Consider the following 13,814-nt stretch of genomic DNA (forward strand, 5'->3'; position numbering starts at 1 on the left):
TTATTTTCTTATAATTGCTTTTTCGTTTTGTAAAAATAGTTCATCAAATTGTTTTGCAAGCTCAAAATCTAGTTTCGTTAAACCTTTTGCATTCCAAGATGACAAAGTAATAATAACTGCTTTATACTGGATAAGGATAAATGGATGGTGATTATGTTCTTCTGATAGTTTGGCGGCTTCAGAGACAAATTCGACTCCTTTTAAGTAGTCGGAAAACATATATTTTCGTTCAATCCATTTCTCATCTTTTACCATCCATTTATCTACCTTCAATAATTCTTCGTGAACTTCTTCTTCAGTTAATCTTAGCATCATTTTTCACATCCTTTACTGGAAGTAAAGCAAGACCATTGTTAATAAGGCGTGTTACAGCTTCATCAGTTGTGAAAGTAGAAAGTTGTTGTAGTAAAGTTGCCGATGCTTCATGCCCTTTGTTATGCTCTAAAAGTAACTCTAATATTTCAAGGCGCAGCAACCATTCTTTCGCATAAAATTTATTTAATACTTCTTGAATTGCTACTAATTGATCGATATGCGCGTTGTGTAAAATCCCCTCACTTCGAATATCTCGCACTGTTTGATACATACGTTCAAGTTCATTCAGTACAAGTGGAGCAGGAAGTCCTTGAACTTCTTCATCCATTGGGAAAAATGCTGCGGCATCTGCGGCACCTGGGAATACTGAAGTGATTTGTGAGCCAACAGCCATATCAAATGCGCCCCATGAAGCATCAAATAAAACGCGGGCGTTATAAGTAACTGTGCAATCGATAAAGGAAATAAGAGCAATTTTCTTATCGTTTTTCACAATATCTGTTACTGTTCCTTTTACATGAATACCACTTGCGAAAGTAAACTCAGCGATAGTTCCAATTGTAATTCCTAATGATTGTAGTTGTTCGTCTGTACAATTTTCTAATGCAATATTTTCAGTGAGTAATCCAATCGGTGTTCCAAATCCGTCACTGTGTACAGAAGTAGAATGATTCGCTAACTGTTTATTATGAAGCGCTAATGCCGTTGGCGAATTTGTTCGCATGTAAATTAATTCACCTGCATCGTTTTCAATTGTCTCGCTAAATGTACCTGTAATTTGTAATCCACTATTTAGCTCAGCTGTTGCATAGTTCTCAGAGCGAATTGCTTTTTCTAAACCTTCTTTTCCACCTGTTTTAAAGGCCATTGTTTTAGAAAATGTTTCAAGCGCATCTGTTAATTCTTCAAAGGATTCACAAACAAATAGTTGTGGTTGCATTTTTGTTACGTCATAAGTTGTCCCTGTACATGCTTCGATAGAAAATGGAACCTTTTCTACAGCGTCTGTTAAGCAATGTTTGCTTTCGCCAACAGAAGAAAGGAGACCAGCACCATATATCTTTGGATCATCTATATTTCCGATCAATCCATATTCTACTGTCCACCAGAAAAGACGTGAAATTTGTTCAGCTTCCGATAAACCAGAAACTAAGTTTTGTTTTTCAATTACAGCATTTTCAGCAGCCTTAACTTCATCAGGAGTAGAAGTAGGGCTTTCTTTTACTATCGTTAATGTACGAACAGCTTCAAATGCATCATGTTCTTCTTTTGTAGAGAAAGCTTTTGCACCAATTTGCCCAAAACGTTTCACATATTTTGCATATGTAGGATCAAGTAAAATCGGTGCGTGTCCTGCGGCTTCGTGTACGATATCTGGAGCTGGTGTGTACTCGATATTTTCTACTTTCCGGATATCTGTTGCAATCGGTAGTAATCCGTGTCCTTGAAAATCGAAGAATGCTACGCCAGGAATAAGTCCGTCAATTGTTACAGCGCCCCAGCCGCTTGGTGCCAAACACTCATTCATTTCTTCTACTTTTGGAATTGCATCTATATTAATACCAGATGATTGTAGTCCGTTCACATAGGCTGGATGAGCAACGTCTTTTAAGAAGCTATGATTTTGTCTCATAATATAACGCCACACAGCGTGATTCACCGGTGTGTATTGATCATAATGTTGTGTGGATACAAATGGTTTTAAATGCGATGGAATTTCTGTTTTCTTTGTCATTTAGACATCCTCCTTTTTTTCAATAAAATTGAATATCGATTTCGAATAGCTTGTATCACCCCCTTTCATTATTTGTAAGCGCTTATAAAATTTTATCATAAGATTCGGAATTATTTAACATCTGTTTCTGTGAGAAATAGAAAAAGCCCCTATCGGAAAATCCGATAGGGGCGAAAGAATCGCGGTACCACCCTATTTGTAAGTGGAAATATACTTACATCTCAATTAATGATAACGGAAAAATTCCGTCTTTTCCTTCATGCATAAAAGCACTACGAAAAAGAAGCTCCAGAATTGTAATTCATACTTATATATGTGCTAATTTCCACCGACCATTAGCTCTCTGTAACAGGGATATAAGATACTACTGCGATTCTTTCAACGCGTATATATGAAATTGTGTAAGAGGATGGACGCAAAAAAGTCCCTATCGGAAAATCCGATAGGGACGATAAAAATCGCGGTACCACCCTATTTGTAAACAACTAATTGTTTACCACTCACTTTACGATAACGGAAAGATCCGTCTTTCTCTTCATGCATAAAAAGCATTACGGGAAAGAAGCTCCAGAATTGTAATTCACGCTTGTATATGTACTGATTCGCACCAACCATCAGTTCTCTGAGACAGTGATATAAGTCGCTACTAGTATTCCTTCAAAGCCGATATATAATTCGTTCAACTAAACTATGTTTTGTATTATAAAACTATATTAAAAAAATTGTCAACAAAAATTTTTTATCCCGTGTTAATTAGCAGTAAAATTCCTACCTCAAAATTCGGTTGGAGTAAAGAAGTGAGAGGGAAGATTAACTGCCCGTAACTCCCGATTGGTGAAGGCTAATAATCAGTGGGGATGAACGAAATCTCCACTGATTAAAGTTTCACTTTATTTCACTTCTAAACTAACAGTTAAATTAGAGGTATTGCCAGCTGCATCAGTTGCTACAATGTGAATAGTATTTTTCCCTTCTTGTAATTGAGTGCGATCGAAATAAATGTCATAGCTTTTCTCCCAAGGGTTCAGGAATGCCTGGTCCCATACACCATTTCCGTTAATTTCATATTGCATTCTCACTGGAATACCAGGTGCTATCCAACCAGATTCTGACATCCAATCTAGTAGAATATCATCAACTTTTCCTCTAATTACGAGATTTTCTTGGTCAACTTCGTATGTTAACTTAGGTGCAGTTCGATCAAGAAATACAGCAGCTGTTTGTTTTGTTTCTCCGCCAGAATTAGAAGCAACTGCTTCGATTTGATATAGCCCGTCAGCTAAAGGAGTGCCATCGGTTTTTGTACCATTCCATTTGAAAGGTTTGTATCCAGGAGTTGCATTTTTAGCTTGATGGATAATCCCTTGATACGTTACACGTTCTTTCGTAACTAAATTTGCATGCAATGTTACATCATCCACAGGCGCAACTAAATAGTAGTTGATGAGATTATCATCTAGTACGTGGTCGCCATTTGGGCTAAAAGTAGAATTAATAATTTCAAGTCCATCGATACGTTTATAATCTTTAGGCTCGATACTAAATGTGAATGGAATTCGAATTTCTTCTTTTGCCCCTTGTTCTTTTACATATACATTTCCAGTATACACACCTTGTGGTAGTGAGCTATCTACAGTGATAGTAAATGGTTTTTCGGTACTACTATTCGGTTGAATGCTAATCGATGAAGGGACAGAAGCTTTTACTTTTGTGTTTGTGTTTGCATCTAGTAACTCCACACGAGTTGAAAAACTTTTCTTTTTACTAGAAAGGTTTTGTAATGTAACATTTTGCGTCAGTTTTACTTTTCCGCTATTTGGCTTAATAAGACCAAAGCTGACATTGTTAGGTTTTACTAATACATTTGTTTGAGCTGCTTTCGGAATGCTAATTAAACCTGATCCTTGTGCCATAACAGGGTATGTATTTTCATTGACATCATGTAATGTTTTTGCATTGTTAGCAAGAGCCGCTTTCAATTGTTCTGTCGTCCAATCAGGATGCATTTGACGCAAGAGGGCAACCGCTCCAGCTACTTGCGGAGCAGCCATACTTGTTCCGTTATGCGATTCATAGCCGCCTCGCGGTACTGTACTAGTAATTTGTACTCCAGGTGCAACAACATCAGGCTTTATTAGCCAACTTCCTTGTGATGGTCCTCTTGAACTAAAGTTACCGATAAGTTCTGTTTGCTTTGGTTGTCCAATTTTTATATTTTTCTTTCGTTTTGTAATTAAAGTTTTTAATTCTTCCCCATTTGTATTTGATAATTGCATTACTGGGACAGCTAGATGTTCACGTGAAAAATATTCCGGCATCATATTAATTTCTTTTTCGCTAGAGATTAATAACACACCAAGTGCACCAGCTTGTTTCGCTTGTTCTGCCTTTACTAATGTACTAGAAGTACCTTGTAAAATAAGTGCGAATTTCCCTTTCACATCTTGTTTTGCATAATCACTTGGATTGCCATAACCAACGTATACAAGAGGGGGATCATTTCCTATTGGAAAATCGGATTTTGATAACGGTAACCCTTGATATGTTTTGCTGGAACCAGCTACTTGGAATGTTGGAAACGGGATAGAAACCGTAGATGCTCCAACAGAAATGACACTACTTGCGTTACCGGGAGCATCAACAGACCAAGGTTTTGGTCCGTCATTTCCATTTGAAACGACAGTAGTAACACCAAGTTTCGCTGCTCGTTCTAACGTTAATGTTACAGGCTGATCAGGTACATTTAAATCCTGCCCAAGGGAGAGGTTTAACACATCCGCACCATCTTGAATCGCTCGCTCAATCCCTTGGATAATATCATCTGTTGTACCAGTTCCACCGTCATTCATTACACGATAGGCTAGAATAGAAGCGTTTGGAGCAACGCCTTTAATTTTTCCATTACCCGCAATAATTCCAGCTACATGAGTACCATGTACGTTACCATCCATTGGATCGCTATCTTCATCAACCGTGTCATATCCACCGATATAATTTGCCTTTAAGTCAGGGTGTGTATAGTCTACGCCAGAGTCGATAATGGCTACTTTCATGCCTTTTCCATCAAGCGGTTTGCCAGATGGATCTTTTAAATTCCACGCGTCAGGTGCACCAATTGTCGGTCCACCGATATTTGGTGCTTCTTCGTTAGTAGTACTTTTTGATGTTTCATGCAATTTATATGTTAAGTTCGGATAGACTGCTTTTACTTCAGGTAAAGAGGCAAGAGAGGTAATTTGATCTCCAGGAACTGAAATAGAGAATCCGGAAAATAACGTATTATACACTTCTTTAATTTTTGCACCAGGTGCTTTTTCTTTTATTTTCTTAGTCGTATCTTCTTGTGCTTTTTTTAGCTCAGCATGATAAGACTGCGCATTACTATTTTGTAAATCTGGAGCATGCTGAATATTACTTTGAGCAGCGAGAGGTGCATGTTGCAATTCTACAATTACTGATATTTCTTTTGTTGTTTTCGTTTCAACATTTTGAGCAATTTTATGTTCTCCCCACTGTTCAATCGTTGTTTTTAATTGTGGACTAAATTGCTTCTCCTTTTGTAGTGATTCAGCATGAGCGCTTAAAGCTCCAAAACTAGAAAAGACAAGCGCCATGCTTAATAGTGTAGATGTAGTTTTTTTCATTGATACTCCCCCTAATAAAAAAGTTCCAATATTCAGAAATGTAATCTTACATTTTAGTTAGAACTTATAAATATAAATGTTGGCTAAACTATACTTTCGACATAATTCATACCAATCCTCTATGAATTGAAAATTTCTTGGGGAATTTTTTCTGATTATGTCGAATCGATATTTTTCACATATTGTAGGAAGAAAGTGAGGAATGCTATGAGGGAAATGGAGTGATGGTATGAAAAGGCTAATAGTAAGTGGTAGTGTAGTGTTGTTTATGTTTGTATGTTCTATCACTATTACTAGCGCAGAAAATAATAGTGTGAAAGTTGCTTTTATTCGTCATCATAACCTTTGGATTAAAGTTGATGGGAAAGAAAAACAACTTACAAAAGGAGAGAACATAACAGGGCCAAAGTGGTCACATGATGGAGAATGGCTGGCATATGTAAAAGGGAAGAAACAAAATATTCTTGAGTTATATCGGCTGAAAGATGGAAAGAAAGTTACACCGTTTCACTCAGAAGCATCGAATTATCAATGGTCACCAACAGAAAATATAATTGCATTTATATTTACAGGTACATTGAATACATTTGATGTAGAAAAAAAGAATGCAGATTTTGAAAATGTATCGGCTGGTGTGGGTGATTATGCATGGTATCCTGATGGAAAGAACTTTCTTGTATCCTCTGAAGCGCACTTACTTCCAACAGGATGGACAGGGGCTCAGCTATATGAAGTGCAAAAAGATGCACATATGAATCCTCACAAAATGAAGCATTTGTATGCATTGCCAAATGAACATGATGATTTTCTAGCGCTAGTAGCAAGTGGCTTTAAGTGGTCACCAGATCAAAAGTGGATTTCATTTTTAGCGGTACCGACAGCTTCATGGTCAGCTGATAGTAATACGCTTTGCTTAGTTCGAGCAGATGGAAGTCGGTTTGAAAAAGTAGATCAAATGTTATTAAACGAACAATGGTTTCAATGGTCACCATCAAAAAATATATTAGCTTATATTGAAGGGAGCGGAAGAGTGGCATTAGAAAATAAACATTTAAAAGTAAAGGAATTGCCAGCACTTCAGCAGAACATATTTACGCCGAAAGGATATGTTGATTGGGATTTTGTATGGAAGAACGATAGAGTAATTATCGTTTCACGAGCAAAAGAGGCAGGAATAGAAACTCCACCAGAAAAAAGGCCACTACCATCTTTATATGAGGTCGATAGTACAAGTAATGCACAGCATCAAATCACAAAGAAAACGAACAAGCAAGGGGATTACCACCCGATCTTCATGAAGAAGAGTAATCAATTAATTTGGATACGTTCAGACCGTAAGAAAGCGGATGTATGGCTTGCTCATAAAGATGGGAAACAGGAAAAGAAGTGGATTGAAAATATAGATGTACCAGAGTGGTATTATGAGAAATGGAATTGGGAAAATGTTATCTCGGTGAAAGAAGAATAAAAAACTGCCTAAAAGATCGTTTTAGGCAGTTTTTTACTGTTATTTATGTGTTTTATTTGGCTTTTTTTTCGCTGGGTTTCCGTTCCCTTGGCGCTTTCTATTTTGTTCATCTTTTGCTTGTTTTTCATGTAGTGTATCTAAAAATTCATTCGAGTTACTCATGTTTATATCTCTCCTTTCATTTTGTCATGATTACTATAACCATTTAGGAGGATAATCATGAGTTAGAAGTTAGGCACTTAATTTTCCTCGATAATGTAAGTAAAATATTCCATACATAACAAATAGCATGAGTAAAACTTGTAACTCTACATTTTCCTTTAAAATAGCTGCGATAGGGTCTGGTAAGTATGGTGATTTATCGTTTGTGCTTAAACCTAACCATTTATTTAAGAGGCTAATGGTACAAAACATAAAAACACCGGACCAGCTTGCCGTAATTGCTTTTTGTTTAATTTTTGTTTCACGTTCATCATCTGTAATCCAAGGATTAGCAGTTTTATCACTACTAAAGAAGCCGTTTATATATCCCCATACAATCATTCCAATAAAGACAATTATCCATTTCATATATGTAATTCTCCTTTCGGTGTAAAAAGTTTTTTACATGTGATATTGTAATATTTTACAAACATTCATGTCAAACCTTTTTTACATATAGGTTTTTATACAGCAGGAATAAAGTATGAGATAGGGAAGAAATATGTAAGAGGATTACATAATGAGAGGAGGAAGGGGATGAAAATTGTCTTTGTTCGGCACGGGGAAGGGGAACATACAAGGGATTTGCCATCAAGTTTACAAGTGCTGCATCCGTCATTGACGGATGAAGGAAGGAATCAGGCTAATTTAATTCAATGCGATGTACCATTGCAGGAAACGGATATATTAATTGTTAGTCCTACACTTAGAACTTTACAAACGGCGACAATATGGAGTGCGAAAGTAGCTTGTCAAAAAATCGTCCATCCATATGTATCTCCGCGTATTTTTCCTTATCGAGAAGAAGCGAAAACATTACCGTGCGATTATATAGTAGAGCAGGGAATGATAACAAAGTTATTTCCGCATTTTTCGATAGAGAAAAGCTCAAATAATCAGTTATGGAAGGAAGGTATAAACACTATTTCAGAGAATAGTTTTCAGCAAATAGTAGATGAATTTCTTCTTTGGTGTTATGAACTGAGTGCTGAAAGAATTTGCATTGTATCTCATGATGGAACAATTACAGCATATAGACAATATTTACAGAAAGTCGTTTTAACTAGATCAGATTTTTTGAAAGAAACAGGTATATATGAAATGGCTTTATCCCATAAAAGTCTGATTGATAAGGGCTGATTATAGAATGGGGGTTGTATGTTGAATATTGCATTAGTAATTGGTTTTAATTCGGATTTAGAGGCGCAATCAATCCGAGCATCTCTTGAATATTTTGGTGCAAGGGTTGTGACATATTGGATTGGTAGACCGAAAGATTTTGTGGAAGTTCTTTCTGGAAAGAACTTATTTAACAATATTAATTATATTATTTTTTGCTTTCATGGTGAAGAAGGGAAGTTTGTCATGGAAGAGTTAGGCGAAGAAGTATATGAACAAGATGAACCGAGAGGGTATTTTGGTGCAGCAGAAATTTATAAATATGCAAAATTGCATAATACACATATTGTAAATAGTGGGTGCACGTTAGGGGAGCAAAATCTAGCAAAATCTTTTTTACATAGTGGTGCGAAATCATATATTGGATCGATTAATTATGTAGATGGAAATGCAGCACTTATGTTTACTATACGCTTATTTTATGGGGTTATTAACCATGGGAAAACGTTAGAAGAAGCGTTTCAAGAATCGAGTTTAATTGATGAGGAGACACATACATTTCGATTCTATAATTAGTGTGAAACACGTTTATTCTATATTCGAATAAACGTGTTTCACATTTAACTCACAATTTTTTTACATTTTTTTCAATGAAAATGATTATCACCTGTGGTATGATATGTTCAAGTTTTTACAGGTAATAAAAGTTACTATATAAACGTTAGTTTTTAATGTTTCATACATATGTCATGAATTATTCATAATTAACGTTTGAAAAATAAGTAACTAATGTTATTATATTAACTGTAACTAACTTAATTACAACTTTAGGAGGAAGATATGGTTATTCAATTTTTAAGAGAAAACAAAGCAGTTTCTTTTGCATTAGCAGTAATTCGAGTATATCTTGGTTACACATGGTTAATGGCTGGAATCGGTAAACTACAAGGAAAAGGATTCGATGCAACAGGTTATTTGCAAGGCGCAATTGAAAAATCTAAAGGCGCACAACCGGCTGTTCAATCTTGGTGGGCATCATTCTTACAAGAGTTTGCAATTCCAAATGTAGATTTGTTTAATACGCTTGTAACATGGGGAGAAATTTTAGTCGGAATTGGTTTAATTGTAGGCTGTTTAACAAAAACAGCGGTCTTTTTTGGTCTTGTAATGAACTTTTCCTATATGTTTAGTGGGTCAATTGGTGTGAATCCTGAGATGGTTATCTTATCTATGTTTGTTCTTGTTGCCGGTATGAACGCTGGGAAATTTGGAATGGATGGCTTCGTTATCCCGAAAGTATTAGGATCAAAAACTCAAAAACGCCAAAAGCAAGCTGCTTAATATATGAAAATGGGTATCTCACAATGAGATACCCGTTTATGTTATTTTTCAATTTTGATCGGATTGTTCTTAAAGAAGTCTTGTACATACCCGACAAATTCTTGTGGTTCTTGGCGAAATGGTGCATGATAACCTTTTTCAATAATATGTAAAGTGCTATTTTTTAAGAATTGATGATACGTTTCTCCTTCTTTCCAAGAAACGCTACTATCATTTCTGCCCCATATAATTAAAGTTGGCTGTTTCATTTCATTCGCATTAATTTTAAGACGTCTAGGCCATAGTTTCATTTTGTTATAATGTTCTTCATCATTACGTTTGAATTTCACTTTGCTCTCATCATAATCTGTAATAGAAGAAACGGCATTTAAATCAGTCGACAATTGTGGTTTTGGTGAGCCTTGTTTATTAACGAATGTATGAGGGCCACCTGTAGCATCAGTTAAAATAAGGTGAGTAACTGCTTCAGGATATAAATATGTTAAATTTAGAGAAATTTCTCCCCCCATGGAATGCCCCAGTATTGCGAATGAATCATATCCTAGTTTTTTCATTAATTTATAATACAAATTTGCATGAGTTGGAAAAGAATAATAAAAATCCATTGGCTTAGATGAGCGCCCGAATCCCAAAGCATCTACAGAAATAATTGTATGATCTTTTGCTAAATCGGAGTAGATCTTTTGAAAACCATCTGATGACCCTCCAAAGCCATGAATCATAAGTAAAGGTGGTTTTTCATTACCAATCTTTTTAAAGTAAATGGTTTGACCATCTATTTCTACCATTTTTTCCTCGGTAGCTAGTTTCGCTGTAATTGTATTTTTAACTTGCTTTACTTGTTCTACTGGCTTTTCTGCTGCACTACATCCTACTAATAGTGTAAGAGTAAGACAACCTACCATAAAATAGCTAAATCGCTTCAATTAGGTGTCTCCTTTCTAACATAACGCTGTATCTATCATAGCAAATAGCATATTACGATTTCCAGGAAGTTGGCTACCATTTTTTATCATAAGAGGTGAAAGGAGCGTTTCTTGGAAATTTTCTGTTTGAAGAAATTGACGAAATGTAAATTGTGAGTGTGGGACATCAATTCGTACTATACCATTCCAACATTCACATATCTTTTTTAATAATTGAATAGAATCTTCTTCTTGCTTGGCGATAAGTGGATTGATACATAATATATTGCCCTTTCGTATGCATAATGAAAAAGCTTCTATACAGTTATTTCTTTCAATTTTAAAAGAGTGTACGGCCCTTGGTAATAGCAAAGAGTAAAGTAGAGAACGATTCATACCAGTTGCAATTTGATCGAGAGAAGTAAGAGATATAAGGTCTTCTTCTTGTACTTGTTGTAAGTGAGAAGGGTACGTCTTAATAGTTTGCTTTTCAAAACGATGAATCGTTGTTGCTGTTTGAAATCCGCATGATGTGTATAGAGGTTCGCCAGCTTTTGTCGCAATAAGTGCAATGGGTTGTTTTGGATGAATTTGTTCCAAGCAATGATTTAGCAACATGCGCCCGATTCCGCGTCCTTGAAAATTAGGGTGAACGATTAACATACCAATGGAAGTGAAGTTACTTGTAAAGGGAAATACTCCTCCAGTCGCAATGAGTTTGTTTTCATGAATGTAACCTACAAGTGTGCCGATAGAAAGATACATTTCGAATTGTTTTTTCATAAAAATTTCATCGTGTAACCATCCAACAGATTTGCAAAGATTAAGTAATTCAAAAATAAAAGATTCATTTAGCTTTACTATTTTCATAAAGGCTCACCGCATTTCTATTTATTTTCATAAACATAGAGTCAAAATGTAAAAAAAGAGATTTACGTTAAATGAAATCCAACTTGTTTATATTTAAATTGTAAAGGGCAGGATAGTTGATACGAAAAGACAAAGTTATACAAATTATAACTGATATTTACATAAGTTAACAAAAAATTTACATACAGCTAATTTTCTCTTAATAGTCTTCCATTAAATTTGATAGTGGGAAATGAATAACCTAATTAGGGGGACAAGACAGTGAAAAAGTTTGTGAAAAAAGCATGGCCATTTGCAGTTGTGGCATCATTAGCAGTTACTTCGGTAGCAACATGGAATTTTACTCGTTCTAGTGAGGTTAATGCAGATGAGAACGGAAGCAATGCAAAGATTAAAAATGTTATCGTATTAATTGGGGATGGTATGGGCCCTTCATATATGACGGCTCACCGGTATATGAAAGATAATCCAAAAACTTTTGAAATGGAATCTACAGAATTTGATAAGCATCTTGTAGGAACACAAAAAACATACCCAGAAGATGAACATGAAAATATTACAGACTCTGCATCAGCAGCAACAGCTATGTCAGCAGGGATTAAAACATATAATGCTGCAATTGCAGTTGATAATGATAAAGCGGAAGTGAAAACGGTTCTTGAGCAAGCGAAAGAAAAAGGGAAATCAACGGGACTTGTTGCAACTTCTGAAATTACACATGCAACACCAGCTGCTTTCGGTGCGCATGACATTAGCCGTAAAAATATGGACGCAATTGCAAATGATTATTTTGATGAGAAAATTAAAGGGAAGCATAAAGTAGATGTTATGCTTGGCGGCGGCGTAAAGAACTTTGTTAGAAAAGATCGTAATCTTACAGAAGAGTTTAAGAAATCTGGTTATAGCTATGTAACGGATCGAGATCAATTGTTAAATGATAAAAATGATCAAATTCTTGGTTTATTTGCACCAGGTGGATTAGATAAAATGATTGACCGTAATGATAAAACACCTTCATTAGAAGAAATGACTAATGCAGCAATTGAGCGTTTGAACAAAAATAAAAATGGTTTCTTCTTAATGGTGGAAGGAAGTCAAATCGACTGGGCTGGACATGATAATGATATCGTTGGTGCAATGAGTGAAATGGAAGACTTCGAAAAAGCTTTCAAAGCAGCGATTGAGTTTGCGAAAAAAGATAAAAATACGTTAGTTGTTGCAACGGCAGACCACGCTACAGGTGGATTATCTTTAGGTGCCAATGGCGAGTATAACTTTAAAGTAGATCCAATTAAAGCTGCAAAACGCACACCAGACTTTATGGCAAATGAGATTGCAAAAGGTGCAAATGTAGAAGAAACATTAAAAAAATATATTGATTTACAATTAACTCCAGAAGAAATTCAAGCTGTAAATGATATAGCTCCGTCAAAAGATGTAACAAAGATTGATAATGCAATTGAAGATATTTTCAATAAACGCTCGGTTACAGGCTGGACAACAGGCGGGCATACAGGGGAAGATGTAAACGTGTATGCATTTGGTCCAGGTAAATACTTATTCTCTGGCGTTCAAGAGAATACAAATATAGCGAAACGTGTCTTTGATATTGTTGGCGGCGGCGATCCGAATAAAGGAAGACGATAATTAAGAGCGAAAGTGAGGCGAACTGCCTCACTTTTCTTTTTAGGAGTTGGGAATATGAAAAAATTATTTAGGGAATTAAGATTCCTTCTAGTATTTGTAGTATTACTAGTTGGATGTCAACAAGAAGAGAATAACGTAGAACAAAAATCTATTATTAAAAAAACTGAGGAAAAGGTACAAATAACAAAAGAAGAAGAGAGATCTATTCAAGATGTTATGAATACATTTGTGCGAACGACGAATGAAAAAAATCTTGCAGAACATATGGAGTTATTTTCAAAGAAGATGCCTAGTGCTGAAGACTTAAAAACACAAAAAGAAGCCGCATTTCAAAAGGGAAATAAGAAAATTGAATTGGAACATATAGATATGAAAGCTAGTAAAGTAGGGTATGTTATTGTTGAAACGAAAGAAAAGGAAGTAGATGACAGTATCACTCTTCAAAAGAAAGTACAGTATGCTCTTGGAAAAGAAGATGATAAATGGAAGATTGAAGAGGTTCGAACAATAGAGAAAAAATAACGTGAAACTTTCATAAGTGTGGGGGTCGTACTTCCCAAACTGGTAGA

The 13,814-nt window shown here is 35.6% G+C and carries 13 protein-coding genes and 2 other annotated features; of the genes, 6 read left to right on the top strand and 7 right to left on the bottom strand.

Features of this window, described 5'->3' with window-relative positions:
• From ASE54_RS30115 to ASE54_RS30125, 3 genes are all read right to left on the bottom strand, one after another.
• Positions 1 to 315, bottom strand: coding sequence for a 4a-hydroxytetrahydrobiopterin dehydratase (locus tag ASE54_RS30115; protein WP_000979537.1), 315 nt, complete (start codon positions 313 to 315; stop codon positions 1 to 3).
• The gene (locus ASE54_RS30120; protein WP_000163195.1) at positions 296 to 2,050 is read right to left on the bottom strand and encodes an aromatic amino acid hydroxylase; all 1,755 of its coding nucleotides are present in this window, start codon (positions 2,048 to 2,050) and stop codon (positions 296 to 298) included. The genes ASE54_RS30115 and ASE54_RS30120 overlap by 20 nt, the downstream gene beginning before the upstream one ends.
• Before the next feature lie 163 nt (positions 2,051 to 2,213).
• Positions 2,214 to 2,441, bottom strand: a binding site (T-box leader).
• Positions 2,442 to 2,491: 50 nt separating this feature from the next.
• Positions 2,492 to 2,720 (bottom strand) — a binding site (T-box leader).
• A gap of 220 nt (positions 2,721 to 2,940) precedes the next feature.
• Positions 2,941 to 5,694, bottom strand: a complete 2,754-nt coding sequence (locus ASE54_RS30125; protein WP_000754156.1) for a S8 family serine peptidase — start codon at positions 5,692 to 5,694, stop codon at positions 2,941 to 2,943.
• 229 nt (positions 5,695 to 5,923) lie between these two features.
• Between ASE54_RS30125 and ASE54_RS30130 the strand changes: the two genes are divergently transcribed.
• The gene (locus tag ASE54_RS30130) at positions 5,924 to 7,162 is read left to right on the top strand and encodes a PD40 domain-containing protein (protein ID WP_000825729.1); all 1,239 of its coding nucleotides are present in this window, start codon (positions 5,924 to 5,926) and stop codon (positions 7,160 to 7,162) included.
• Positions 7,163 to 7,201: 39 nt separating this feature from the next.
• Here the strand turns inward: ASE54_RS30130 and ASE54_RS30135 are convergent, their stop codons facing one another.
• Together ASE54_RS30135 and ASE54_RS30140 are read right to left on the bottom strand one after the other, a co-directional pair.
• Positions 7,202 to 7,324 carry a DUF4023 domain-containing protein gene (locus ASE54_RS30135; protein WP_000071866.1) on the bottom strand — a complete coding sequence of 41 codons (123 nt, stop codon included), beginning with the start codon at positions 7,322 to 7,324 and terminating at the stop codon, positions 7,202 to 7,204.
• A gap of 69 nt (positions 7,325 to 7,393) precedes the next feature.
• On the bottom strand, positions 7,394 to 7,732 hold the full coding sequence (locus tag ASE54_RS30140) for a hypothetical protein (RefSeq protein WP_000871148.1): 339 nt from the start codon (positions 7,730 to 7,732) through the stop codon (positions 7,394 to 7,396).
• Positions 7,733 to 7,900: 168 nt separating this feature from the next.
• Between ASE54_RS30140 and ASE54_RS30145 the strand changes: the two genes are divergently transcribed.
• From ASE54_RS30145 to ASE54_RS30155, 3 genes are all read left to right on the top strand, one after another.
• Positions 7,901 to 8,503: a histidine phosphatase family protein gene (locus ASE54_RS30145; protein WP_000706241.1), complete on the top strand. Its 603-nt coding sequence runs from the start codon at positions 7,901 to 7,903 to the stop codon at positions 8,501 to 8,503.
• A gap of 18 nt (positions 8,504 to 8,521) precedes the next feature.
• On the top strand, positions 8,522 to 9,058 hold the full coding sequence (locus ASE54_RS30150) for a hypothetical protein (protein WP_003309942.1): 537 nt from the start codon (positions 8,522 to 8,524) through the stop codon (positions 9,056 to 9,058).
• Between the two features lie 264 nt (positions 9,059 to 9,322).
• Positions 9,323 to 9,823: a DoxX family protein gene (locus tag ASE54_RS30155; protein WP_000236591.1), complete on the top strand. Its 501-nt coding sequence runs from the start codon at positions 9,323 to 9,325 to the stop codon at positions 9,821 to 9,823.
• Between the two features lie 41 nt (positions 9,824 to 9,864).
• Here the strand turns inward: ASE54_RS30155 and ASE54_RS30160 are convergent, their stop codons facing one another.
• Positions 9,865 to 10,749 (bottom strand): alpha/beta hydrolase, encoded by an 885-nt coding sequence (locus ASE54_RS30160; RefSeq protein WP_000819811.1) that lies wholly within the window; start codon positions 10,747 to 10,749, stop codon positions 9,865 to 9,867.
• 15 nt (positions 10,750 to 10,764) lie between these two features.
• Entirely contained in the window at positions 10,765 to 11,598 is an 834-nt protein-coding gene (locus ASE54_RS30165; RefSeq protein ID WP_000706701.1) for a GNAT family N-acetyltransferase, read from the bottom strand.
• Between the two features lie 261 nt (positions 11,599 to 11,859).
• Here ASE54_RS30165 and ASE54_RS30170 point away from each other — a divergent pair, with 261 nt between their 5' ends.
• Both ASE54_RS30170 and ASE54_RS30175 read left to right on the top strand, forming a co-directional pair.
• Positions 11,860 to 13,245: an alkaline phosphatase gene (locus tag ASE54_RS30170; RefSeq protein WP_000714908.1), complete on the top strand. Its 1,386-nt coding sequence runs from the start codon at positions 11,860 to 11,862 to the stop codon at positions 13,243 to 13,245.
• Positions 13,246 to 13,299: 54 nt separating this feature from the next.
• Positions 13,300 to 13,767 (top strand): hypothetical protein, encoded by a 468-nt coding sequence (locus tag ASE54_RS30175; protein ID WP_000732777.1) that lies wholly within the window; start codon positions 13,300 to 13,302, stop codon positions 13,765 to 13,767.
• The last annotated feature ends 47 nt before the right edge of the window (positions 13,768 to 13,814 follow it).

This window comes from Bacillus sp. Root131 (assembly GCF_001429475.1).
Classification (GTDB): Bacteria; Bacillota; Bacilli; order Bacillales; family Bacillaceae_G; genus Bacillus_A; species Bacillus_A thuringiensis_S.

Bases quoted from the DNA above. Each gene is read 5' to 3' on its own strand.
- ASE54_RS30155 (WP_000236591.1), top strand. From the start codon at position 9,323: ATGGTTATTCAATTTTTAAGAGAAAACAAAGCAGTTTCTTTTGCATTA.
- ASE54_RS30165 (WP_000706701.1), bottom strand. From the start codon at position 11,598: ATGAAAATAGTAAAGCTAAATGAATCTTTTATTTTTGAATTACTTAAT.
- ASE54_RS30120 (WP_000163195.1), bottom strand. From the start codon at position 2,050: ATGACAAAGAAAACAGAAATTCCATCGCATTTAAAACCATTTGTATCC.
- ASE54_RS30175 (WP_000732777.1), top strand. From the start codon at position 13,300: ATGAAAAAATTATTTAGGGAATTAAGATTCCTTCTAGTATTTGTAGTA.
- ASE54_RS30140 (WP_000871148.1), bottom strand. From the start codon at position 7,732: ATGAAATGGATAATTGTCTTTATTGGAATGATTGTATGGGGATATATA.
- ASE54_RS30150 (WP_003309942.1), top strand. From the start codon at position 8,522: ATGTTGAATATTGCATTAGTAATTGGTTTTAATTCGGATTTAGAGGCG.
- ASE54_RS30115 (WP_000979537.1), bottom strand. From the start codon at position 315: ATGATGCTAAGATTAACTGAAGAAGAAGTTCACGAAGAATTATTGAAG.
- ASE54_RS30130 (WP_000825729.1), top strand. From the start codon at position 5,924: ATGAAAAGGCTAATAGTAAGTGGTAGTGTAGTGTTGTTTATGTTTGTA.
- ASE54_RS30135 (WP_000071866.1), bottom strand. From the start codon at position 7,324: ATGAGTAACTCGAATGAATTTTTAGATACACTACATGAAAAACAAGCA.
- ASE54_RS30125 (WP_000754156.1), bottom strand. From the start codon at position 5,694: ATGAAAAAAACTACATCTACACTATTAAGCATGGCGCTTGTCTTTTCT.
- ASE54_RS30145 (WP_000706241.1), top strand. From the start codon at position 7,901: ATGAAAATTGTCTTTGTTCGGCACGGGGAAGGGGAACATACAAGGGAT.